21 protein-coding genes are annotated in these 24,296 nt (G+C 31.0%); 16 read left to right on the forward strand and 5 right to left on the reverse strand.

Annotation, left to right across the window (positions count from 1 at the left end; translation table 11 throughout):
* The first annotated feature begins 37 nt into the window (after positions 1-37).
* The gene (locus tag ACI5KZ_RS01575) at positions 38-868 is read left to right on the forward strand and encodes a glycosyltransferase family A protein (RefSeq protein WP_406846679.1); all 831 of its coding nucleotides are present in this window, start codon (positions 38-40) and stop codon (positions 866-868) included.
* Positions 858-1,280, forward strand: coding sequence for an FdtA/QdtA family cupin domain-containing protein (locus tag ACI5KZ_RS01580; protein ID WP_109307771.1), 423 nt, complete (start codon positions 858-860; stop codon positions 1,278-1,280). The genes ACI5KZ_RS01575 and ACI5KZ_RS01580 overlap by 11 nt, the downstream gene beginning before the upstream one ends.
* Here ACI5KZ_RS01580 and ACI5KZ_RS01585 read toward each other — a convergent pair.
* A complete protein-coding gene (locus ACI5KZ_RS01585; protein ID WP_406846680.1) occupies positions 1,277-2,197 on the reverse strand; it encodes a glycosyltransferase family 2 protein in 921 nt (306 codons plus the stop codon). The two genes, ACI5KZ_RS01580 and ACI5KZ_RS01585, sit on opposite strands and share 4 nt — an antisense overlap.
* Before the next feature lies 1 nt (position 2,198).
* Positions 2,199-3,083 (reverse strand): glycosyltransferase, encoded by an 885-nt coding sequence (locus ACI5KZ_RS01590; RefSeq protein ID WP_109307773.1) that lies wholly within the window; start codon positions 3,081-3,083, stop codon positions 2,199-2,201.
* Between the two features lie 257 nt (positions 3,084-3,340).
* Here ACI5KZ_RS01590 and ACI5KZ_RS01595 point away from each other — a divergent pair, with 257 nt between their 5' ends.
* The 5 genes from ACI5KZ_RS01595 to ACI5KZ_RS01615 all read left to right on the forward strand — a co-directional run bounded on the left by ACI5KZ_RS01595 (position 3,341) and on the right by ACI5KZ_RS01615 (position 8,769).
* On the forward strand, positions 3,341-4,930 hold the full coding sequence (locus ACI5KZ_RS01595; RefSeq protein ID WP_406846681.1) for a right-handed parallel beta-helix repeat-containing protein: 1,590 nt from the start codon (positions 3,341-3,343) through the stop codon (positions 4,928-4,930).
* Between the two features lie 62 nt (positions 4,931-4,992).
* Entirely contained in the window at positions 4,993-6,423 is a 1,431-nt protein-coding gene (locus tag ACI5KZ_RS01600) for an MBOAT family O-acyltransferase (RefSeq protein ID WP_406846682.1), read from the forward strand.
* Positions 6,423-7,340 carry a hypothetical protein gene (locus tag ACI5KZ_RS01605; RefSeq protein ID WP_406846683.1) on the forward strand — a complete coding sequence of 306 codons (918 nt, stop codon included), beginning with the start codon at positions 6,423-6,425 and terminating at the stop codon, positions 7,338-7,340. The genes ACI5KZ_RS01600 and ACI5KZ_RS01605 overlap by 1 nt, the downstream gene beginning before the upstream one ends.
* Positions 7,341-7,366: 26 nt before the next feature.
* Positions 7,367-7,822 (forward strand): hypothetical protein, encoded by a 456-nt coding sequence (locus ACI5KZ_RS01610; RefSeq protein WP_406846684.1) that lies wholly within the window; start codon positions 7,367-7,369, stop codon positions 7,820-7,822.
* Entirely contained in the window at positions 7,819-8,769 is a 951-nt protein-coding gene (locus ACI5KZ_RS01615) for a hypothetical protein (RefSeq protein WP_406846818.1), read from the forward strand. Before ACI5KZ_RS01610 ends, ACI5KZ_RS01615 begins: the two co-directional genes overlap by 4 nt.
* Here ACI5KZ_RS01615 and ACI5KZ_RS01620 read toward each other — a convergent pair.
* Positions 8,766-9,455, reverse strand: coding sequence for a cell division ATP-binding protein FtsE (locus ACI5KZ_RS01620; protein ID WP_406846685.1), 690 nt, complete (start codon positions 9,453-9,455; stop codon positions 8,766-8,768). The genes ACI5KZ_RS01615 and ACI5KZ_RS01620 overlap by 4 nt on opposite strands.
* A 216-nt stretch (positions 9,456-9,671) precedes the next feature.
* Between ACI5KZ_RS01620 and ACI5KZ_RS01625 the strand changes: the two genes are divergently transcribed.
* The 3 genes from ACI5KZ_RS01625 (at position 9,672) to ACI5KZ_RS01635 (ending at position 16,263) form a co-directional block, all read left to right on the forward strand.
* Positions 9,672-12,695, forward strand: a complete 3,024-nt coding sequence (locus ACI5KZ_RS01625; RefSeq protein ID WP_406846686.1) for a tetratricopeptide repeat protein — start codon at positions 9,672-9,674, stop codon at positions 12,693-12,695.
* Between the two features lie 41 nt (positions 12,696-12,736).
* Entirely contained in the window at positions 12,737-14,470 is a 1,734-nt protein-coding gene (locus ACI5KZ_RS01630; protein ID WP_406846687.1) for a TonB-dependent receptor, read from the forward strand.
* 170 nt (positions 14,471-14,640) lie between these two features.
* Positions 14,641-16,263, forward strand: coding sequence for an amidohydrolase (locus ACI5KZ_RS01635; protein WP_406846688.1), 1,623 nt, complete (start codon positions 14,641-14,643; stop codon positions 16,261-16,263).
* Between the two features lie 3 nt (positions 16,264-16,266).
* Here the strand turns inward: ACI5KZ_RS01635 and ACI5KZ_RS01640 are convergent, their stop codons facing one another.
* Positions 16,267-16,965, reverse strand: coding sequence for a class I SAM-dependent methyltransferase (locus ACI5KZ_RS01640; RefSeq protein WP_406846689.1), 699 nt, complete (start codon positions 16,963-16,965; stop codon positions 16,267-16,269).
* Positions 16,966-17,061: 96 nt separating this feature from the next.
* On the opposite strand from ACI5KZ_RS01640, the gene ACI5KZ_RS01645 reads away from it, so the two are divergent.
* From ACI5KZ_RS01645 to ACI5KZ_RS01660, 4 genes are all read left to right on the forward strand, one after another.
* Positions 17,062-17,556 (forward strand): YkgJ family cysteine cluster protein, encoded by a 495-nt coding sequence (locus ACI5KZ_RS01645; RefSeq protein WP_406846690.1) that lies wholly within the window; start codon positions 17,062-17,064, stop codon positions 17,554-17,556.
* 46 nt (positions 17,557-17,602) lie between these two features.
* On the forward strand, positions 17,603-18,448 hold the full coding sequence (locus tag ACI5KZ_RS01650; RefSeq protein ID WP_109307785.1) for a sterol desaturase family protein: 846 nt from the start codon (positions 17,603-17,605) through the stop codon (positions 18,446-18,448).
* 174 nt (positions 18,449-18,622) lie between these two features.
* Positions 18,623-18,982, forward strand: coding sequence for a hypothetical protein (locus tag ACI5KZ_RS01655; RefSeq protein WP_109307786.1), 360 nt, complete (start codon positions 18,623-18,625; stop codon positions 18,980-18,982).
* Positions 18,983-19,224: 242 nt separating this feature from the next.
* Positions 19,225-20,013 carry a hypothetical protein gene (locus ACI5KZ_RS01660; RefSeq protein ID WP_406846691.1) on the forward strand — a complete coding sequence of 263 codons (789 nt, stop codon included), beginning with the start codon at positions 19,225-19,227 and terminating at the stop codon, positions 20,011-20,013.
* 1 nt (position 20,014) lies between these two features.
* Here ACI5KZ_RS01660 and ACI5KZ_RS01665 read toward each other — a convergent pair whose 3' ends face one another.
* Positions 20,015-21,271, reverse strand: coding sequence for an exo-beta-N-acetylmuramidase NamZ domain-containing protein (locus tag ACI5KZ_RS01665; protein ID WP_406846692.1), 1,257 nt, complete (start codon positions 21,269-21,271; stop codon positions 20,015-20,017).
* Here ACI5KZ_RS01665 and ACI5KZ_RS01670 point away from each other — a divergent pair, their 5' ends adjacent.
* Positions 21,272-22,507, forward strand: a complete 1,236-nt coding sequence (locus ACI5KZ_RS01670; RefSeq protein ID WP_406846693.1) for an ABC transporter permease — start codon at positions 21,272-21,274, stop codon at positions 22,505-22,507. It abuts the gene before it with no gap.
* 233 nt (positions 22,508-22,740) lie between these two features.
* The gene (locus ACI5KZ_RS01675) at positions 22,741-24,294 is read left to right on the forward strand and encodes a DUF1214 domain-containing protein (protein WP_406846694.1); all 1,554 of its coding nucleotides are present in this window, start codon (positions 22,741-22,743) and stop codon (positions 24,292-24,294) included.
* Positions 24,295-24,296: the final 2 nt, after the last annotated feature.

Below are 24,296 nucleotides of genomic sequence, written 5' to 3' on the forward strand. Positions count from 1 at the left end.
ATTTTGATACCTTTGTTATCCAAAGATACTCGTTTCAATGAACATTTCAGAAAAAACTAAAATTCCCTTAGAAATTCTTGTGGCTACAACCAACAGAACCACATTGGATTTTCTTTATAATATGTTTAAAAACAATGTACTGGAAAATTATCACATCTTGATTGTTAATCAAACCAAGGAAGAAAAATTATTGCATGCTGAAACTCCAAACATTCGTGTGATTAATTCGGTTGAAACAGGTTTAAGTAAAAGTAGAAATTTAGCCTTAAAAAATGCTATTGGAGATATCTGTTTATTGGCTGATGATGATGTAGTGTATTTAGAGCATTTTGAAAAAACAATTTTAGAACGTTATAATAAATTATCAGATGCAGATATTTTAACCTTTAAAACACTTACTTCAGAAAAGAAACCATACAGTAATTATCCAAATCAAATAACAAGTTTAAATAGGTTTTATAGAAAAGTACTATCAATTGAAATATCTTTTAAAAGAGAATCTCTTATAAATAACAATGTTGCATTCAATGAGCTTTTTGGTTTGGGAAGTGTTTTTCAAGATGGAGAAAACAGATTATTTTTTGAGGATGTTTTTAAAAAGAAACAAATAAAAGCGTATTTTTCGCCAGATTATATTGTAATGCATGAACCTTCAAGCTCTAGTGACGACGTGGCTTCAGATAGATTTATCTTTGCTAGAAGTGCTTTGAATTATAAATTACATGGCACGTTTGTCTGGTTTTATGTATTTAGATTAATAGCATCTTTGGTAAGAAAAGGATTGATTAACTTAAATGAGATATCATCAAAAATTAAAATGGCCAATCAAGGAATAAAAACCTATAAAGAATTGAAACATGGAAAGTAGTAAAACAACGATAGATCTTATTAAGATATTAGACATTCCTAAAATTGAAGATAAAAAAGGAAGAGGGAACTTATCTGTTATTGAAAAAGATTGTATTCCATTTTCGGTAAAACGTGTTTATTATTTGTACGATGTGCCTAGTGATGCCTACAGAGGAGGACATGCTCATAAAAATTTATACCAGTTTTTAATTGCTTTAAGTGGCAGTTTCGATGTGGTTTTAGACGATGGAAATCAGAAGAAAACAATAACGCTAAACAAACCAAATAAAGGCTTGTTAATACCTAAAGGCATTTGGCGTGAATTGGAAAACTTCTCTTCAGGTTCTGTCTGTTTAGTATTGGCATCTGAGGAATTTGATGAAGAAGATTATATTAGAAAATACAAACAGTTTTTAGCGTTTAAAGACTAGAAATAATTCTTTTTGTGTGTTAATTGATTGTAGATAGACACTACAATTTTGGTAATAGGTAACGGAAGATTAAGTAGGGTTTTTTGTTTGAAATTTAATTTATGGAAATCGATATTTTCTTTCAGTTTTTTATAATTTTCTACATCACCAACTAGTCTATATTTTAAAGCTGAAGAGAATTTGTTTTTATTAATATATTCATTAAAAAAAGTAGATTTATCTAAAGAAGTATATTTAGAAAAATCAATAGATTGAAATTTTTTTCTGTTAGATTTTGTTAGCCCATTTTCTACAACTACATGTGTTGCTAATGGTTTGTTCAAAAATACAACAGCATATTTTAGACCTATCCTAATCCAGTAATCAGTATCTTCACTTGTACTAAGAGATTCATTAAATTTACCAATAACAGTTATAGCTTCTTTTTTGAAAACAGAACTTGCACAATGTAAAATCGAATGATCTAAACTATATTGAAAATAGTCTAATACGGCAACTTCATTTATTTTTAGAAGAAGGTTGCAATAGGTAGCTAAATATGATTCTTTTTTAGTTTTTATCTTTAATGCCGTTGCGAAAATGTGTTCTTCTGGATACGTATTAATAAGCTTGAGTATTGACTCTAAGAATATGTTTTCCCAAATATCATCTGCATCTAAAAAAGTTAAAAACTTTCCTGATGCTTTAGAAATACCATAATTTCTAGCCGACGATACTCCTTCATTTACTTTTGTAAAAATAGTTATTCTTTCATCATTAAAATCACTTATAACGTTCAGGCTATTATCTGTTGACCCATCATTTACAATAAGTATTTCAAAATCAGAAAAACTTTGACTAAGAACACTTTGTAGGGTATTCTTAATGTGTTTTTCTTTATTAAATAAAGGAATGATTATTGAAAAAAACGGGTTCATACTATTTATTTATCCTGCAAAAATAACCTAATCTGTATAAATCGAAGAGTAATAAATTAGGGTTTTCATGAGTTAGGTTCTTTTTTATTTTAGAATCAAAAAGTGCCATAAATTTTCCATAAAGTTGCTCTATATAGAAAAATTTAAGCCAGCCATAAGCTTTTAATAAACTAATATCATTATTAGTTATCCGTTTGGTAACATACAAATGATGAAGGGTTACCATAGCATGCTCTGTTTTTTTTAAAAATTCAGGATTCTCGTCTAAACCAAAATGGTACACTTGGTTATTAATATGTAATATTTTAAATTGATGCTTTTTTAACAAAGCACCTAACAAATAATCCATGCCATAACTATTTTTTGTGTTGTTTTTTATAAGCTCTAAATAAACAGGTTTTTTCATTAAAAAATTTGCTGAAATTATCACCTTATAAGGGGTTTGGTTTCTTAGATTAGCATCTACTTCTTCACGTTGTTTTCCAAAAGTAAATCGCAAAGATTTATTTTTAGAATAAGATGCTTCTTGATAAGCAAAACCACCAAAAATGGCATCAAGTTTTATATTAATTACTTCAAGATACTTGGATAAAAAATCGTCACTTTTTGGCAATACATCTGCATCAACAAATAATAACCAGCTGTACTTTGCTTGCTGCGCTAAAAAAAGCCTACTAGCCGTTCTTCCAACATTCTTTTTTGCTTCTATAAACTTACAATTGGTTAGATTGTTAATTTTTTGATTCTCAATATTTAAATGCGAAAAAGAACCGTCATCTACACAAATGAGTTCAAAAGCTATATTTGCTTTTAATGCTTGTTTCTCAAGCTGTAAAGCTAATGGATATGCATTGTAATGATATGTGGGAATTAATATAGATAACATGAATTTTGGTTCATTTGTTCAAATCTAAACAATAAAATCAATTTATATTAATGTTGATCATTTTAAGTTTAAAAGAATTGACAAACGTCTGTTCTAGTGATTTTGAGGTGCGAAAAATTATTTCGAGAACTATTTTTTAATTTAAACTCAAATTCTCGATACAAAATTCATTCAAATTGACGAATTTTAAAAAACGCAAAACAGGTTATAAACCATTTTAAATGTTCTATTGGTATGGTAATTGTATTTTTGAGTGTATGAAAAAAATCTATTTATCAAGTTTGATATTTTTTGTCATACTTTTTGGGTATTCGCAAAAAGAATTTCATGTGTTTCCAGAATCTCATTCAATGACTCCTGGGAAACCATCAGGAAATGGGTCCATGAATCAACCTTGGGATTTACAAACAGCTTTAAATCAGTCTTCTGATAGTGTTAATGGAGATGATATTATCTGGCTTCATGAAGGTGTTTATAATGGTCGTTATTATAGCAAATTGAATAGTACAATCAGTAATAAGTATATTACAGTGTCTTCATTTTTAAACGAATGGGCTGTTTTAAATGGAAACATTATTTCAAATCAAACAGCAGTATTAACTGTTACTGGCAGTGGTGTTATTTATAAAAATTTTGAAATTACTTGGTTAGGTGAGTTTTCTAGAAATAGTAAAGATGCAAGTTTTCAAAAATCGGATGGTGTAAGTCATTTAAATGGGAAAGATTGTAAATTCTTAAACCTAATGATACATAACAATCCAGGTTCTGGGTTTGGCTCATGGAAAAGAACGAGCAACGCCATTATAGAAAACTGTATCATTTATAATAATGGATTTATGACTTCCAGAAGAGGAAGTGGCGTAGGGATGTATGTTCAAAATGAAAGTGATGAAGAAAGATTGATTAAAAACAATGTTATTTTTAATAATTACTATAAAGGAATCGAGGTTTGGTCTGCAAGTACACACTCTAAAGTAGCTATAGTTAAAAATGTGACTTTAGATAATAATGTTATTTTTAATAGTGGATTAATTTCAGGTAGCTTTAAAGACAATTTAATAATTGCCACAGATGATGTTTTAGGAATTAACATAGCAAAAAACATTACAGTTAGTAATAATATATTTTATCACAACACAACCTTATCTAAAGCTATCGAGAATTCTGACGCACCTTCTCTTACTTTAGGATTTAATGAGAAATCTCCAATAGAGAATATAACTATTAATAACAATATTATAATAGGTAGAAAAGATGCGCTAAGAGTGTTAAGTGCAAAATCTTTGACCTTTAAAAATAACATGGTTTATAGTGGATATGCGCGATTTTTTAAACCGGTTTTAAAGCATATAAATAATAAGTCCTGGGAATTTGAAAATAACACCTATTATACAAGAAATTCAAAACCCATTCGAATACAAGGTGAAATAGATTATTCTATTCAACAATGGCAAGCTATTTATGGACTAGGAAGACATAGTCAATGGAAGTATTTTAAAGAATTTGATGCCGATCAAGTTCCGAAAATAACAAAAATCAACACCCAAGAAAACACTTATAGAGTAGTACTCTTTAATAAAGATCTTGAAGATGTTATGGTTGATTTTTCTGAATACAATCTTCCTGAAAATAGCAATTACATCATTAAGGATGTTGAAAATTATAAACATATTTTAGATTCTGGAACTTTAGCTGAAACGAGTAAAATTAAAATTCCAATGAATGTGACACGTGATAAAATGAAATCTTACAACAACTTTGGAGTTTATGATATTGAATTTAAAAAAAATGAAACTATTGAAACTAAAGATTTTCTGGAAAGATTCTTAAATTGGTTAGGAATTTAAATGGAATGATGTTCAAAGTTTACAAAAAGCATATATTTACAAACAACTTCTAACCAAAACCCATGCTATTTAATACCATAGATTTTGCCATTTTTATGCCAATAATCTTTCTATTGTATTGGTTTGTATTCTATAAAAACATAAAAACTCAGAATGTTTTTCTAGTTATAGCTAGTTATTTCTTTTATGCATGTTGGGATTGGCGTTTTTTGGGCCTCATTTTTTTAAGCTCATTAGTAGATTATGTGGTTGGACTTTATTTGGTAAAAATAGATAATAAAACAAAAAGGAAAAGTCTCCTGCTAACTAGTTTAATTGTTAATCTAGGAGTTTTAGGGTTTTTTAAATATTACAATTTTTTTCTAGAATCTTTTCAAGAGGTATTCTCTCTTTTTGGAAGATCTTTAGAGTCAAGCACATTACATATTTTACTCCCAGTTGGTATTAGTTTTTATACCTTTCAAACCTTAAGCTATACCATAGACATTTATAGAAAGAGGCTAGAACCAACATCTAATGTGGTGTCCTTTTTTGCTTTTGTTAGTTTCTTTCCACAATTGGTTGCTGGACCTATTGAAAGAGCGTCCAATTTACTGCCTCAATTTGAAAGAAAAAGACACTTTAATTATGCTAAAAGTATCGATGGATTACGCTTAATCCTCCTCGGACTTTTTAAAAAAATGGTGATTGCAGACAACTGTGCTTTAGCAGTAAACGAAATTTTTACATATTATCCCGAATATAGTGGCAGCACCTTGTTTTTTGGTGCTTTCTTTTTTGCTTTTCAAATTTATGGCGATTTCTCTGGATATTCAGATATTGCTATTGGCTCTGCCAGGCTATTAGGATTCGATTTAATGCAGAATTTTAATTCACCTTATTTATCAAGAAATCTTGGAGAATTTTGGAGACGCTGGCATATCTCTTTAAGTACCTGGTTTCGAGATTACGTGTATATTCCATTAGGTGGTAGCCAAGTGTCTAAAACAAAATGGATACGTAATATTTTTATTGTTTTTCTATTAAGTGGTTTGTGGCATGGAGCTAATTGGACTTTTATTATTTGGGGATTTATTCATGCTCTATTTTTTCTGCCACTAATTTTTAAAAGTAGTAATGCCAAGTTTAAAGATGTCGCTGATAATAATAAGTTACTGCCTTCAATTAAAACAGTCTTTCAAATAGGTTCCACTTTTCTAGTAGTACTTTTAGCTTGGGTATTTTTTAGAGCCGAAAACATCACTCATGCATTTCTATATTTGAATGGTATGTTCGACATGTCGTTATTTTCATTCCCAACGGTATCAAGAGGCTTGGTCTTATTTCTTGTTGTTTATATGCTTTTTGAATGGCTTCAAAGAGATAAAAAGCACCTTTTAGAAATAGATTTTATTCGCTCTAAACCTTTACGTATTGCTATTTATTATTGTTTGGTGTTTATTATATTTTATTTTGCAGGAGATACACAACCGTTTATATATTTTCAGTTTTAATGAAGAAATTGTTATCACATATAAGTCTGTTCTTAATTCCAATTCTAGTAATTTGGATATTAGCAGAGGTGTTTTACAGAACGGTTCCAAATAACTATACCTATAAACACAAGCAAATTTCAAATAATACGGATATTGAAGTTCTTATCTTAGGAGATTCGCATACGTTTTATGGTATTAATCCAGAGTTTTTATCTCTTAAAGCTTATAATTTGTCAAATGTTAGTCAGACTATTTACTTCGATAAATTATTATTTGAAAAGCATATCAAACAGTTGTCAAAATTAAAATACCTTGTTTTGGCAGTAGATTATACCACGTTGAGCCAGGCTGATAATACCCAAGAAGATATTTGGAGAAAATATTTTTATGAGTCTCAAATGGATTTAGATGTGCCTTTAATTAAATGGTACAATCCTAAAAAATATAGTTTAGCATTAACTAGAAAATTTGATAAAACTTGGCAAACATGTGAAGAATATCATAATAAAGGAACTTTAATAGGTTGTGATGCCAATGGTTGGGGAAACACCTATCTAAGTACTGTAGACTCCGTTGAGATGAATCGTTTGGCACATGTAGTAGCTAAAAAACATGAAGATGGCTCTTTAGATTTTAGTTTAAATACTGAAAGGATTCAACAAATGATAGATTTGTGTCAATCAAAAAATATTCAAGTGTTATTAGTAAATATGCCATCTGTTCCAGAATATGTATCTGTATTAAATGCTGAAAAATGGCAGAAAATAGATGCTGTTTGTCAACTTTTAGAAACCAATAATAGTAACGTTACTAGAATAGATTTATTAGAAGATAAACGGTTTGTGTTAAAAGATTTTCAAGATGCCGATCATCTAAACGCTGATGGAGCTAAAAAGTGTTCTTTGGTTATCGACCAATATTTAAACAAGTTGTAAAAAATGATTAATATTGTTAGCAACAAATGAGATTTTATAAAAACTTTATTGTGTTTTGGGCTGTATTCTATTTTGCTATTGCCATTATAGGGAGAGTCTATACGTACAAAAAAGAAATCTTCCCTTTTTTTAGATGGTCATTATATTCTAAAACACCAAATAAACTGGTGTATCCTTATGTTTTAGTGAATAAAGTGGGTGATTCTGTATTGCCAAAACCAACCAATATTCTAGACTTATATTCAGTACATGATTTAGCACTTACAGATTTAAAATTAATGGTAAATAATTTTTATTATGATATTGAAGCTTTTCCTGGAAATAAAAATGCATATCAAGGTGTTTTTCTAAATGTATTACCCAAAGATAGCGAGTTTACCTTGTATATTAAGGAGCTAGACTTAAGTGTTGAAGATTATAAAGAGACAGAAAAGCATCATCAGGTTTTAAATGTGAAAAACAATAAAATAAACCCTAATTGAAAGAAATAACTAAATCTCATTTTTTTTGGAAAAATGCTAATGGGAAATGGCCCCTATTTAGTAAACCTAAAGAGGTTCTTTATAGTGAGATAATGACCATTGTAAAGTTTTCTTATTTGTTTTTTCTATTTGCTTTGTTTGTGCAGTTATTTGCTGATAAGCATGATGCAAATATGAAAATGATTGATCCATTGTGGCCAATGGTAGTCTTCAAAAATATCTCTGCAGGATACTTAACTCTTTTTTTTCAGATTAACTTGTTCATTTCATTTATTTGGTTGTGTGTTAAACCAAATCAAAAGTTTTTCAAAGTTTATGCATTTATTATTTACTTCCTTTACATTGCTTTTAATAATTCGTTTGGTAAAATAAATCATGGGTCTCATTTAAGTTTAATGATCTTGTTTTGTTATATGTTTATCCCAACAAACAGGAAAGATAAATATCAAGAAAAAACGATATTAACTTTCGCTACAGCTCAGTTCTTTTTATTAATGGCATATAGCTTGTCTGGTGCATGGAAATTATTTTGGGGCATTGTAGAGTTTTTTAATAAAGATGTAAGCTTGTTTTCACCATATTCCTTCAGAAATGTCATTATTGAACAATATCAATATGTCGATCCTACGTTAATCGGAGCTTGGTTTCTAGAACATTATTATATTGGATGGGTTATGTATTTAGCTGTGGTTTATATTGAAATATGTTCAGTTTTTATTTTCTTTAAACCAAACTTACACAAAATCTGGGGAGTTTTATTATTAAGTTTACATCTTGGAATTCATTTTATTCTTAGAGTAAATATGTTTAGTGCACCACTTTATATTGGTGTACTGTTTTTGATGTCTCCATTTTATTTAAAGACAGATTTTAAAACGACATTATTAAGTTTACCTGGGGTTTTTGAAACTAGATTACTGTTTCAAAAAATAAGAAAAAAGAATTAGGTAGTTGCTTTTCGTTGTACAACTTCATATACTTGATTATCGTCGCATTTAAGAGTTTTACTTGGGTATTTTAAGAGTAATGCATAATCGTGAGTTGCCATTAATATGGTATTCCCATTTTTATTAATCTCTTGTAACACTTCCATAACCTCAATACTGGTTTGTGGATCTAGATTCCCTGTAGGCTCATCAGCAAGAATAAGTTCTGGGTTGTTTAATAAAGCTCTAGCAATGGCAACGCGTTGTTGTTCGCCTCCAGAAAGTTCGTGTGGATATTTAAAACCTTTAGTTTTCATGCCTACTTTATCTAAAACTTCTTCAACACGTGTATTCATGTCGCTTTTGTTTTTCCAACCAGTTGCTTTCAATACAAAAAACAGATTATCGTTGATGGTTCTGTCGGTTAGAAGTTTAAAATCTTGAAAAACAACGCCTAATTTTCGTCTTAAAAAAGGAATGTCTTTTTCTTTAAGAGTTCTTAAATTAAAATCAACAATGCTTCCTTCACCTTTAGTCAGTGGTAAATCGGCATAAAGTGTTTTCATAAAACTACTTTTACCTGTTCCGGTTTTACCAATTAAATAAATAAAATCTCCTTTGTTTATTTCAACATTAACATCTGAAAGAACAAGACTTTCCCCTTGAAAAATAGAAACATCTTTTAATTGTAAAACAGAATTCGACATAAAGTTATGTGGGTTTTAAGAATTGTAAATGTATTACTAAAATGTTTAATGTTCAAAATTCCAAGTTTAAAGTTTTCATAATGTAACTGCCAATAGAATACAGTTTAATTAGTACTAAATAAGACTTTTTATAAGTCTGTTTATAATTATAACATAATTCTAACGTTATAAAATGGAGATTAAATTATCTTTGATTTTAAATGAAAAAACGCCTTTATGAGTATCCATAAATTATTAATTTTCTTTATTGCCTGTAGCTTTAATTTAAGTGTTTTTAGTCAGGAATCTGCAGCATATACGAATCCGTTAGTCGATTACCAAAAAGCTTTAAATTTATATGACAATCAGCAGTATTTAGCGGCTCAGTCTTTATTTACACAGATTCAAAAAACTGCAGAAACAGACGTTTTACAATCCGATTGTGCTTTCTATATAGCTAATTGTGCCGTACGTTTAAATCAGTTAAATGCCGACCAACTCATGGAAGATTTTGTTGCTAATTACCCAACAAGCACCAAACGTAATACAGCTTTTGTAGATGTAGCAGATTATTACTTTGCTAATGGAAAATATGCTTATGCAAAAAAGTGGTACGATAAAGTAGATGAAAGCTCCTTAGCTAGAAATGAACAAGAAAGGTTTAATTTCAATAATGGGTATGTAGCGTTTTCAACCAAGAACTATAAAGATGCTAAGACCTATTTGTCTCGTGTAGAAAACTCTCAAAAATACGGGTCGCAAGCAAAATATTATATTGGGTTTATGGCTTATGAAAGCGACGATTACGATCAAGCCAATCAGTATTTCGATCAAGTTAGTGATAATGAAAAATACAGAGAAAAGCTATCTTATTATCAAGCAGATTTAAACTTTAAATTAGGGAAGTTTGAGGAAGCTATTAAATTAGCCAAAGAGCAATTGCCAAATAGTGATAGAAACGAAGTTTCCGAACTCAATAAAATAATTGGAGAAAGTTATTTTAATCTTGAAAAATACGCCGAAGCTATTCCGTATTTATCAGAATATCAAGGTCGAAGAGGTAAATGGAATAACACGGATTATTACCAATTGGGTTATGCGTATTATAAACAAGGTGATTTTGAAAATGCCATTTCAGAATTTAATAAAATAATTGGAGGCAATAATGCCGTGGCTCAAAATGCCTATTATCATTTAGGCGAGAGTTATGTAGAATTAGACAAAAAGCAGGAAGCATTAAATGCATTTCGCAATGCCTCACAAATGGATTTTAATTTAAAAATTCAGGAAGATGCTTGGTTAAATTATGCGAAAATTAGTTATGAAATTGGCAATCCCTACCAATCTGTACCACAGGTTTTAACGAGTTATTTAGATGCTTACCCAAACTCAGGGTATAAAGAAGAGATAGAAACTCTTTTAATCGATTCGTACATTACCTCAAAAAATTATCAAGAGGCTTTAAAATTATTAAAAGGAAAGAACAGTTTCGAAAATAAAGTTGCTTATCAAAAAGTGGCTTTTTATAGAGGTCTAGAACTTTATAACGATGGGAATTATCAAGATGCCTTAGAAATGTTTTCAAATTCAATTAAAGAACCTAGAGATCCAATTTATACTGCAAGAGCCACTTTTTGGAAAGCTGAAACAAATTACAATCTAACAAATTATGAAGAAGCTTTAATTGGTTTCAAACAATTTCAGCAACAAACGAATGCAACAGAAACTCCCGAATACAAAAACATAGATTATAATTTAGCTTATACTTATTTTAAGCAGAAAAGCTATTTACAAGCTATCCAAAATTATAAGAAATTTATAGCCAATCAGCAAGATGATGTCATTCGTTTAAACGACGCGTATTTAAGACTTGGTGATGCATATTTTGTATCAAGTCAATATGCTGAAGCTATTCAAGCTTATGATGAAGCGATAAAAATTAATAAGATTGATTCCGATTACGCATTTTTTCAACAAGCCATCAGTTATGGTTACGAAGGAAAAGCAACTAAAAAAATAGCAGAATTAGAAACTTTTCTTCAAAACTATTCAAAATCTACTTTGCGTGATGATGCCATGTTTGAATTAGGCAACTCTTATGTTAAAGCCAATGAAGATGTAAAAGCATTAAAAATGTACGACAAGCTTCAGACAGATTATAGAATGAGTACGTTTGTTCCAAGATCATTGTTACGTCAAGGGTTAATTCATTATAATAAAAGCGATAATGAACAGGCTTTAAGTAAATTTAAATCTGTAGCCAAAGATTATCCAGGAACTGCCGAAGCCAATCAAGCCGTTGCTTCTGCACGTTTAATCTATATCGATTTAGGTCGTGTAAACGATTATGCTACTTGGGTAAGAACTTTAGATTATGTAGAAGTTACTGATGCCGATTTGGATAATACAACCTATGAATCGGCTGAAAAAAAATATATCGATAGTAAAACAGACGATGCTATCAAGCAATTTAATAGCTATTTAAGTCAGTTTCCAAAAGGCCTGCATGCCTTACAAGCTCATTTTTATCTAGCACAATTGTACTACAAAAAAGATTTAAAAGACAATGCTGCACCACATTATCAATATGTTGCAGATGCTTCGCCTAGCGAATTTACAGAAGAGTCACTTTCTAAAGTGTCACAAATTTATCTTGAAAAGAAACGTTGGATAGAAGTCATTCCTACATTAAAACGTTTAGAAGTAGAAGCCAGTTTTCCACAGAATATCATTTTTGCACAATCTAATTTAATGAAAGCTTACTATCAGCTAAATAAATACACTGAAGCAGTTGGTTATGCTGAAAAGGTATTAAATCATGGTGTGTTAGATAATAAAATTAAAAGTGATGCACACTTAATAATTGCTCGTTCTGCTATAAAAATGGGAGATGAAACTCGAGCAAAAACAGCTTTTACTGAAGTAGAAAAGACAGCTACAGGCGAAGCTGCTGCAGAGGCCTTGTACTACAATGCTTATTTTAAAAATAAGGAAGGTGCTTTTGAAGCGTCGAATGCAACAACACAACGTTTGGCAAAAGATTTTTCTAGTTACAAATATTTTAGTGCTAAAGGTCTCGTGTTGATGGCAAAGAATTATTATCAATTAGATGAAGCATTTCAAGCCACTTATATTTTAGAAAGTGTTATAGAAAACTTTAAAGAATTTGAAGATGTGGTTACAACAGCTCAAGAAGAATTAACTAAAATTAAAGCTGAACAAGCTAAAACAAATTCATCTGTTTTACCCGAAGAAGATTAATCAAAATTCATCAAACGTAAATCAAAAATAAAATAAAATCTATGCGAAAGCACATTCATAAAATTAGTATCCTCTTAATAACCTTAAGTGTTTCTATTTCTTGGTCTCAGGAAAGAGATAACGATACTATAAAAACAGATGTTATTAACGTTGTTAAACCATATACGCCAACAATTTCAGATGCGTTTAAGGTGAAAGAGTCTCCAACTATAGACGACGATGAAACTACCACTAAAAAGGAAGTTGAATATAATATTTTTTCTTTTCCAGTAGCATCGACATTTACACCAGCAAAGGGAAAAGCAGCAGTGGTTGATAAAGAAAAACCAATGGAGTTATTCGATAATTACGCATCCCTTGGTTTTGGTAGTTATACTACGGTTTTAGGAGACGTATATTTAAATCATTCTTTAAGTAAGACAGACAACATTGGAGGATCTGTTAGACATCATTCCTCTCAAGGAGGAATCGACGATGTTTTATTAGACGATTATTTTTACGACACTAAGTTGAATGTTAATTTTTCAAGAAAAGAGCGCGATTTAAGTTGGAATGTTGAAGGTGGTTTTAAACATCAAATCTTTAATTGGTATGGCTTGCCACAACCTTATTATGATGTCACCTCACCTGAAACGCAATTAGGTGTAAGTCATACGTTTTACGGAGGAAATCTTGGTGGAGATATTGCATTCCAGGATACTTATATTAAGTCTGCAAGTGTGATGTTTAGACATTTTGGTGACGACCAAGGTTCAGGAGAAAATCGATTTTCTGCAGATGTTGCAGCAGATATCCCTATTGCAGATATAGAAATTTCAACCAAAGTTATGTTTGATTATTTGGGTGGTTCTTTTGATAGATATTACAACGTCGATGCCGAGAATAAATACGGAAACTTTAATATTGGTTTAGCACCAACATATCGATTAGTTCAAGACGATTTAACTTTAGATTTAGGAGTCTCTTTATTTTATTTAAATGATACTGAAGCTAGCGAAAGTAAGTTTTACATTTATCCAAACATAGCAGCCTCTTATCGAGTGGTTGACGAGGTATTAATTGCCTATGGAGGCATCAAAGGAGGTTTGATTCAAAACACCTACGAGAATTTTGCTGAAGAAAACAAGTTTGTCTCTCCAACCTTATTAGTTGCTCCAACAGACCAACAATATCATGCCTATGTTGGATTGAAAGGAAAAGTCTCAAACAATGTCAGCTATAATATAAAAGGAGCTTATTTTGCTGAAAGTGACAAAGCATTATTTAGACATAATGAAATCCAATTTATCAGTCCAGACGAAAATTATCAGTTTGGGAATTCTTTTTCTGTAGTTTATGATGATGTTTCAACGTTTAATGTTGGAGGAGAAATAAGTGTCGATATCAGCCGTAATTTTAAACTAGGTCTTAATGCCGATTTCTTTGCTTACAGCACAGATAATGAAAGTGAAGCATGGAACTTACCGAGCATTACAGGTTCTTTATTTATGGATTATCAGATTGATTCTCATTGGTATGCAGGAGCTAGCTTGTTTTATGTTGGCGAACGTAAAGATCGAGTGTATGAAACCACATTCCCTGTAGTATCTTTCGGCGCTACAACTTTAGATAGTTATTTTGATGCGAATACACATGTTGGTTACCATATAAACGATCGTTTTTCAGTGTTTGTGAAAGCCAATAATATTGCAAACCAAAATTACCAACGTTGGTTAAATTATCCAGTTCAAAGTATTCAAATTTTGGCAGGAGCTACTTATAAATTTGACTTTTAAATAAAAATGTCATTGCGAGGAGTCAATGATGAGGCAATCTTTTCAACAATTCTAATTCTTCATTTTAAAGCGTTCTATTTTGAACGCTTTTATTATTTTTGTCTAACGTTAGTTCGAGTGATTCTAATATTTTTTGCCACATTGGTATCGAGAACAAATCTTATAGTTTTATGAAAAAGTTATTATTCATTTTCGTTTTAATCTTCATTCTTTCATGTAGTAAGGAAAAGCAACATGTTGATGCTATTGTTATCAATGCCAAGGTTTATACCGTAAATTCAAACTTCGAAATAGCTGAAGCTTTTGCTATTAAAGATGGTAAGTTTTTCCAAATTGGAACTTCCGTCGACCTTAAAAACACGTTCGAAACAGACACCATTATAGATGCAAAAGGTAAAACCATTCTTCCAGGATTTATAGATGCACATTGCCACATGTATGGCATGGGAATGAATATGCAGCAAGTCGATTTATTTGGAACCACCAGTTTTGATGATGTGATGAAACGCGTATTAGATTTTCAAAATGAAAAGCAAACAGATTTTATAATAGGAAGAGGTTGGGACCAAAACGATTGGGAAGACAAAAGCTATCCCAATAAAAAATTATTAGATGCGCTATTTCCAGATACTCCTGTAGCTTTATCACGAGTTGATGGACATGCTATGTTATGTAATCAAGCAGCATTAGACTTAGTTAGCATAACAAAAAATTCTAAGTTTGAAGGTGGCGAGGTCGTTGTTGAAAATGGCGAATTAACAGGTGTTTTAATTGATAGACCTGCAGAAATGGTAGAAGCTGTTTTTCCAGAACCTACAAGGCAAGATCAAATAAATGCTTTGTTAGATGCGCAAAAAGTGTGTATGAATCTGGGTTTAACTACGGTTTCAGATGCAGGATTACATAGAAATATCATAGAACTTATAGACAGCTTACAACAAACCGAAGATTTAAAAATAAGAGTGTATGCGATGATTAGTAATACCAAAGAAAATTTGGATTACTATTTACCGAAAGGCAAAATTAAAACAGATAAACTGAATGTTCAATCTGTAAAAGTGTATTCAGATGGTGCTTTAGGATCTCGTGGTGCAGCCTTAAAAGCGTCCTATTCAGATATGGAAAATCATTTTGGTGCTATGGTTATTGGTTTGGATGAATTAGAAAGTTTAGCAAAACGAATTGAAGCTGCCAACTTTCAAATGAATACACATGCTATTGGAGATTCGGCTAATAGCGTTGTTTTAAAAACGTACGAAAAAACACTTCAGGGTAAACATGATAGACGCTGGAGAGTAGAGCATGCACAAGTAATTACAGATGATGATTTCGATTATTTTAAAAACGAGAATATTATACCTTCAGTACAGCCAACACATGCCACAAGCGATATGTATTGGGCTGAAGATAGATTAGGCTCCGAAAGAATAAAAGGAGCTTATGCTTTTAAAACACTTTTAAATGCAGGTGGAAAGATTGCTTTAGGAACAGATTTTCCAGCAGAAAAAGTAAACCCTATTGCAACATTTTATGCAGCAGTTTCAAGACAAGATGTTGCAGGTTTTCCAAAAGATGGTTTTAATATAGAAGATGGTTTAACGAGAGAAGAAACCATAAGAGGCATGACCATTTGGGCTGCTTATGCAAATTTTGAAGACAACGAAAAAGGGAGTATTGAAGTTGGAAAATTTGCAGATTTTATCATATTAGATCAAGACATCATGACTATTGATGTGAAGAAAATTCCAACAACTAAAGTTCAACAGACATTTATTGGAGGAAAAATAAATTAAGTTTTAATAGAGTTTCGCTAAATAATCAAAATGTTTACCATCCATTACCTTTTCGCATTGTAATCCAACACTTTCGCAAGCAAGTTTTAAAGTGTCAAAATCAAGATAAAGCCATTTCATTGGTTCTTCATGGTCCTTTTTATAGCTTAAATAATAATCTAATTCGCCATAATAATTAGCATTGGTATCTATCCAAAGGCCTCCATCTTCATCTTGGTACATGTATTTGATATCTGAGGAATCAATTAAAATCTGACCTTTTGGATTTAAAAGCGATTTTAAATGTTTCAAATATGTAGCTATTTGAGAAAGCTCCTGAAAAATACCTGAGCCATTCATTAAAAGTAAAATGGTGTCAAATGTCTCAGTTTCATCTAAAATATCTAAAACCTCAGTATTTAAAACGCCACGTTTTTTAGCAACTTCAATAGCTCCTTTTGAGATGTCTATGGCTTTGACTTCAAACTCTTTTTCTTGTAAATACAAGCTATGACTACCAGAACCACAACCAACATCTAAGGTTTTTCCTTTTGAAAGTTTTAAGGCTTTTTGTTCCAGTTTTGGCATCTCTTTGAAGTCTCTAAAGAGATAGGGAAGAGGTAATTCATCTTCATCTGAAATATTGGTTGAGGTTATTAAGTCTTCCGTATAATTATCATTTTGATAATCTAACAAAGCTTTTCCGAATAGGTCTTTTTTCATATTTGTTATGTGCCATATTGAGCGCAGTCGAAACATCTTTATTATTTTTAGATTCTTCGCTTCGCTCTGAATGACAAGTTTTAGTACTTTTGCAGTATGCAAGACATCATTAATAATCTTCCAAAGCTCGCCAAAGATAAGCATAAGGAAAATAAAACTTTCTTTACAAAGCTTAAAAAGAAACCACCAAAGCAGTTAGATTATGTGATGCAGGAATTACACGAAGAAGAATTTAATAGAACAGATTGTTTAGAATGTGCTAATTGTTGCAAGACAACTGGTCCTTTGTTTACAGATAAAGATGTGGTGCGTATTGCCAAACATTTTAAAATGAAACAACAGCAATTTATAGATACTTACTTGCGTGTTGATGAGGAGAATGATTATGTTTTACAAAGTGTTCCTTGTACATTTTTAGGCGCAGATAATTATTGTTCAATCTACGATGTTAGACCAAAAGCCTGTAGCGAATTTCCACATACTGATAGGAAAAAGTTTCAGCAAATCTCTAATTTAACTTTAAAGAATGTTGCTATTTGTCCAGCCGCATTTAATATTGTTGAAGAAATGAAAAAGCGACTCAAGCTTTAAGACATAAAATACTTTCTTTTTGTATATTTAGTCAAAATATTTGTCCTTGGAATCTATAGTTACATATTTCGAAACCATCCCAACACTCCATAGAGGATTACTTTTAGCAGGAGGAATAACTTTTTTCTGGATGCTGGAAGGTGCCTTTCCACTTTTTAAATTCAATTATAAAAAATGGCAACATGCTTGGCCTAATTTCTTTTTTACATTAACAACTATATTAATAAACTTTGGTTTAGCTTTTATTTTATTGCTATCTGCAGATTGGGTTAAAGAAAATAATTTTGGTATCATAAATTGGTTGCCAGACATGTCAATATGGTTATATGTTGTATTGGGAGTCTTGCTATTAGACTTTTTTGGTGCTTATTTAGCACATTATGTAGAACATAAGGTAAAACCTTTATGGATGATACATTTGGTACATCATACAGACCACAAAGTAGATACAACCACAGGCAATAGGCATCATCCAATAGAGAGTGTTATTCGTTTTATGTTTACCTTATTAGGTGTGTTTATTGTTGGGACACCAATCGCTATTGTGTTTATTTATCAATCTTTGTCTGTTATTTTTACACAATTAACACACGCAAATATAAAGTTGCCTAAAAAAGTAGATAAGATAATTAGCTATGTGTTTATTTCTCCAGATATGCATAAAATTCATCATCATTATGTCTTACCTTATACAGACTCTAATTATGGTAATATCTTTTCTATTTGGGACAGGTTGTTTGGTACTTATATGAGTTTAGATAGAGAGAAATTGGTCTATGGTGTGGATGTTTTTCCTGATGAAATTAAAAATGGAAAGATTGGAGAGTTGCTTAAACAACCATTTCAAAATTACCAAAAACCAACAATTATTCCTGAAAAAGAGATCTCCTAATCTCATGATTTTGAACAGTTTTCAACAGGTTATTAACAATTTATTACGCTTCTTCTGATTTTTTGGTAGTTTATGGAATATTTGCCGTAAAAAATAGAAATTCAATTAGATTTACCTGAGGATTAATTAGTTACTGTTGAGTTCAAGGATTGTAGAACTTAATAGTATTTTTTTTTGAAAACATTTTTACTGACACTTAGCATTAGTATTTTTTCTAATTCTATTTTTTCGCAAACAGTTTTTGCAAAAATTGAAAAAAATAGAAATTTAAAGGCAAATACTCTTTTTCACGAATTAAATACGTCAAAAGATACCTTATTACTTAAAAGTGATACCAAAATCACACATATCTATTCTATAAACTCTAAATATAAAAGAGAGTTAGATGAGTATTTGAATGAAACAGATTTACAAATTTCGCTAAGAAAATTATCCCGAGGAAAACATGTCATGGTGGTTGATCAATCACCTAAGAAAATTATTTTTGTTATCCATGTTTATGGTCCTTTTCCTATTGCTTCTATTGATAATTAGAAGCTTAATTCTTTTCTATATTATTTAGTTTTCAGTGCTTTATGTCTTAAAATAGCTGTCTTCTAATGACTTAAATTATCGATTAAATGTATGCGAAAATCGGTTAGTCTATTTTAATTATAGACTTATCGAATATATGGGGTTTTGATTGTTTTGACACTTATTTTGTGCTAAATTAATATTGTTCAACAAAGAATTGATTATAGCCTAAAACTCATTTGTTAAACAAAATCATAGATAGTATGAAGACCCTAAAATTTACTATATTTATGTTTTTAGTTGTTGCTTTTTTTAATACTTCTTACAGTCAAGAAGTTGTTTATTCAGCAATTTTTAAAAATGTAAATAAAACAGCCAAAAGTTTAAATCATTATTTAAATAAGTCTGGCGACACACTTTTTCTTAAAAGTACTTTCACTCTTAATAAAATTGAGATTATTGGAGATTCTGGTTTAAAGAATTTTCCTGTTCACGATTCCACCAAAGAACTTCGTATTCCTTTAAACGATCTTCCTCTTGGAGATTATACCATTGTTGTTATGCATACTGAAGGACGTGATGACACCACTATTTATAGAAAAAGTATCATTTTTAAAGTGTCTAGATTGGTACCTATAGATTTTGGTATGAAAAATGGTATGAATCAACTGCAATCTAATTACAATCTGGCTGGAGGACAAATTCCAATTTTGGATCTTAGTGAAAATAAAATTATTAAAGATTTTCCAAAACCAGTTGGTTTGGCTAGTAATTTAGATGAGAAAGAAGAGATCAATGTCGATTCAAACAAACTGGCATCAAGAGAAACTGAAAAAAGTATCGGGTCGCTTTCCTTAATAAATATAGATGCTTCAGGGAAGAAAAATCCTTTAAGAGGAAATATCATTTCTAAGTCTATTAAAAAGCATGGAAACACAATAGAATACAAGCCTTATAACTTAACAGATATGAGACAAGGTCAATATGTTATTCAGTCTAGAGAAGATTATAGACGAAACAACTTAAGACCAAATGGCAGACGCTACGATTAATTTACGGATACAATAAATACAATTGTCTAATTTTTCTAAATGCTTCAAGATCTTTTTGCCAAGTAGCTTTAATATCTTTTTCGCTTAAACCAGCTTCAATTTGTTGCTGTAATTTAGTTGTTCCTGCATGTTTAGTAAAATTTGCTGTATTGAACACTTTAGTTTTATCTGTAGCATTGTTATAAGCTTTTATAACCCACTTTAAGGAGACTTGTCCATACAAAGTATTGTTTTCTAAATTTTCACCATAACAGAGTTCATCTTTATGTTTTGGGTTTTTAGCACCAAAATTCTCTTTGGGTGTATAAGTGAAAGGAAATACCTTTTTGTTTAAGAATGGCGCTCCATAACGTTGAAATTGAAATTCTGTACCTCGACCTGCATTGATGTTTGTTCCTTCAAAAAGACCTAGACTAGGATAAAGTTTAATAGCTTGATCGTTTGGTAAATTTGGTGATGGTCTAATTGGAACATGATAAAACCGGTCATGAGTATAATTTTTAACTGGAATAATAGTTATATCGCATTGTGCCTTATTTTCCAACCATTTTTCACCATTAAGCATTTGAGCAAATTCGCCAATGGTTAAACCGTGTACCAACGGAATTGGATGCAGGCCAAGAAAACTCTTGTTCTCAATTTCTAGAGTAGGTCCATCTACATAATGCCCATTTGGATTTGGTCTATCTAAAATAAGTAATGGGATATTTGCTTCAGCACAAGACTCCATGATATAATGCAGTGTAGAAATATACGTGTAAAAACGAACACCAACATCTTGGATATCGAAAACTATGATATCAAGATCTTCTAAATCTGCCATAGTCGCTTTTCTGTTTTTTCCATAAAGCGAAATGATGGGCAGACCTGTTTTAATGTCTTTGCCACTTTCAACTAATTCTCCAGCATCAGCAGCACCTCTAAAACCATGCTCAGGAGAAAGTACTTTTTTGACATCGATATTTAATGCGACTAAAGAATCTACTAGATGCGTATATCTTGTTTGTTCAGTGTTTTTAAAAATAACACTTGTCAAATTAGCTACAACGCCAACACGTTTTCCATTTAGAAGTGGTATGTATTTCTCGGTTTGATTGGCTCCAATAATAATTTGATTGTCATCGAGAGGAGTTTGCGATGTGGCAATGACTTCATTGTTATGCCCACCTTCAGCATTCGAAAAGTTTCCACAAGAAAGGAGTATTAAAACAAATAATAAAACTGTATTTTTGAGGTGAATAAATTTTAATTGCTTCATTTGAAATTCGAATATTTTATAGCTAAACGCATTATTGATAGTAAAGCGTATAAAAGTAGTGTTTCGGCACCAATAATAAAAATTGGTATCGCTGCTATAGCTATTGGAATTATTGTGATGATGATTGCTATAGCTACTGGAATTGGACTCCAGCAAAAAATAAGAGAAAAAGTGGTTGCTTTTAATGGCGACATTATTATTTCTAATTTTGATAGTAATAATTCTCAGGAGAGTGGGGATCCTGTGTCTATGGATCAGGATTTTTATCCAGAATTCAAATCGGTTGATGGGATAAATCATATTCAAGCGGTAGCTTCAAAATTTGGAATTATTAGAACCGAAACAGACTTTGAAGCCATAATATTAAAAGGTGTAGGTGCTGATTATAATTGGGTGCTTTTCAAAGATTTTTTAAAAGAAGGAAGGCTCCCAGATTATACAAAAAAACGAAATGAAGAGGTTTTAATTTCAGAATATTTAGCTAATAGGTTAGGCTTTAAGTTAGACGATTCGTTTACAGCGTTATTTAGAAAAGAAGACCCAAACAAACCACCAAGCATGATTACTTACAATATTGTAGGTATTTATAATTCTGGCTTTAAAGATTTTGACGAAACTTATGTAATAGGAGATTTGCGTCACTTACAACGTTTAAACAAATGGGATTCTGATCAAGCTGGACATTTTGAGGTTTTTGTAGATGATTATAGCAAATTAAACAAGACCTATAATAGCGTCTATAATAATACGCCATCCATGTTAAATGTGACAACAGTTGAGCAAAAATTTGGATCTATTTTCGAATGGATTAAAATTTTTGATAAAAATATATATGGCATAATTGGTATCATGATTTTAGTGGCAGGCATTAATATGATAACGGCTTTACTAGTTTTAATATTAGAACGTACTCAAATGATAGGTATCTTAAAAGCCCTAGGTTCTAATAATTGGACCATTAGAAAAATATTTCTTTACAATGCTTCTTATTTGATTACTTTAGGATTAATATGGGGAAATATACTTGGCTTAGGATTGCTCTTTGCTCAAAAGTATTTAAAACTTTTCCCTTTAAATCCAGACGTGTATTATGTAACAGAAGCTCCGGTTTATATAAGCTTAAGCTATATTTTTGCATTAAACATTGGCACTTTTATACTTTGTTTATTTATGTTATTATTACCCTCATATCTTATAACAAAAATTTCTCCTGTAAAAGCTATTAGGTTTGAGTAAGGTTTCTATAGATTAATAATTTTAAATAAGTCAGCTAACGAATAATAAATTTAAATGGAATTTACACAGTAGTAAATCATTTTAAAAACACTATTTTTATTAAACCCTTTTTTTGTTTTCATTTTACATTAAAAGCAATAATAAAAGTGCTTAATCGACTATGTTGTATTTGTAGTTCTCCAGCTATAACTAAAGTAGATTTAGCAAATTTTCAACTAAAACACCAATTCTTTATGAAATACCCACAAAAATTTACAACAATACTATTGCTTGCTACAATAATTGTTTTAACCAGTTGTAATAATCAACAACCTCAAAACGATACAGTTTATAAAGCAGATCTAAACAACAAAACAGTTGTACTAGCAGAGGCTACTTTGCAAGGCGATGAATTGATTAAAACAGATTTTGGGGATATTCAAATGAACCAAACCTTTATTACCAATGAATCTATTGACAAGTTAAATCACCAGTTGCACTTGCAACGTGCAGTTGCCATTTACGAATGGTCACTACCATTAGTATCCTTTCAAAAATGGTACAATTCCAGTTCTGAAGTATATGGAGCAAACGATTTAGATTTTGTAGAATCCAAGTCCTTTGAAGAAAAAGTAGGTATTTTAACCGCTAATGCGACTACACCTTATGTAATTGGTTGGGCAAACCTTGCCAATACAGGACCAGTAGTTATTGATTATCCTGCAGGGCCTTCTGCAGGAGGCGTATTAGATTTTTTCCAACTTTCATTGGGCGACCTAGGATTAGCTGGTCAAGACAAAGGGAAAGGTGGAAAATACCTGATTATTCCTAATGGTTATGATGTTTCAAAACTAAATACAAAAGGGTATTTTGTAATTAACGCTACCACCAATAAAATTATGATTGGAACTAGGTTTTTGTCAACTGACGAAGCAGAAGTAAAAAAGATGAAAGAAAGCTTTTTAATTGGTAAATATGGTGAAGCATTGAAGCCAGCAAGATTCATTTCAAATACAGACAAACGCTTTTCGGGTGTCATGCCGAGTGGGTATGATTATTTTAAATTAGTACACCAGTTTATTCAAGATGAACCACAGAAGCAAGAAGATAAAATCTTCTATACTTATATGAGGTATTTTGGTATTGTAAACGGTCAACCCTTAAATCCATCTTCAGAATTGCAAATAACTTTGACTAAAGGAGCTAAATTGGGTGAATTGATGTGTAGAGCCAATCAGATAGAGCCAAGACAAGATGAGCCTTTTTATGATAACACTACTTGGTACCGATTGATGGCCAATATTCCATTGACTAAATCAACCAAGACAGATTATTATTTAGATGAAAGCAATGAATACTATTTCGAAGCAGTAACTATAACAGCTGGTATGAAATCGAACACTCCTGGCCCTGGTACAACCAGTTATTTAACCAACAAAAAGGATAAAGACGGTAATTTCTTATTGGGTTCTAATACATACAAAATCCATATTCCAGCAGATATGCCAGCTTCAAATTTTTGGGCGTTTACTATTTATAGCGAAGTGACACGTTGTTTCATAGACAATAAAGAGGCAAAAGATAAACTAAGAGCTACTAGCATTGACTCGAGAGATAAGGAGTTAAAAATAAATGACGATGGTAGTGTTGATTTGTACATAGGTCATACATCTCCTGAAGGTAAGGAGAGTAACTGGGTTCAAACCAATGAAGATGAAGGATGGTTCCCTGTATTTAGAACCTATGGAACTCAGCAAGCATTCTTTGATAAAACATGGCAGCTTGGCGATATTGAATTGATGAAATAACA

This window comes from Xanthomarina sp. GH4-25 (assembly GCF_045363175.1).
Classification (GTDB): Bacteria; Bacteroidota; Bacteroidia; order Flavobacteriales; family Flavobacteriaceae; genus Xanthomarina.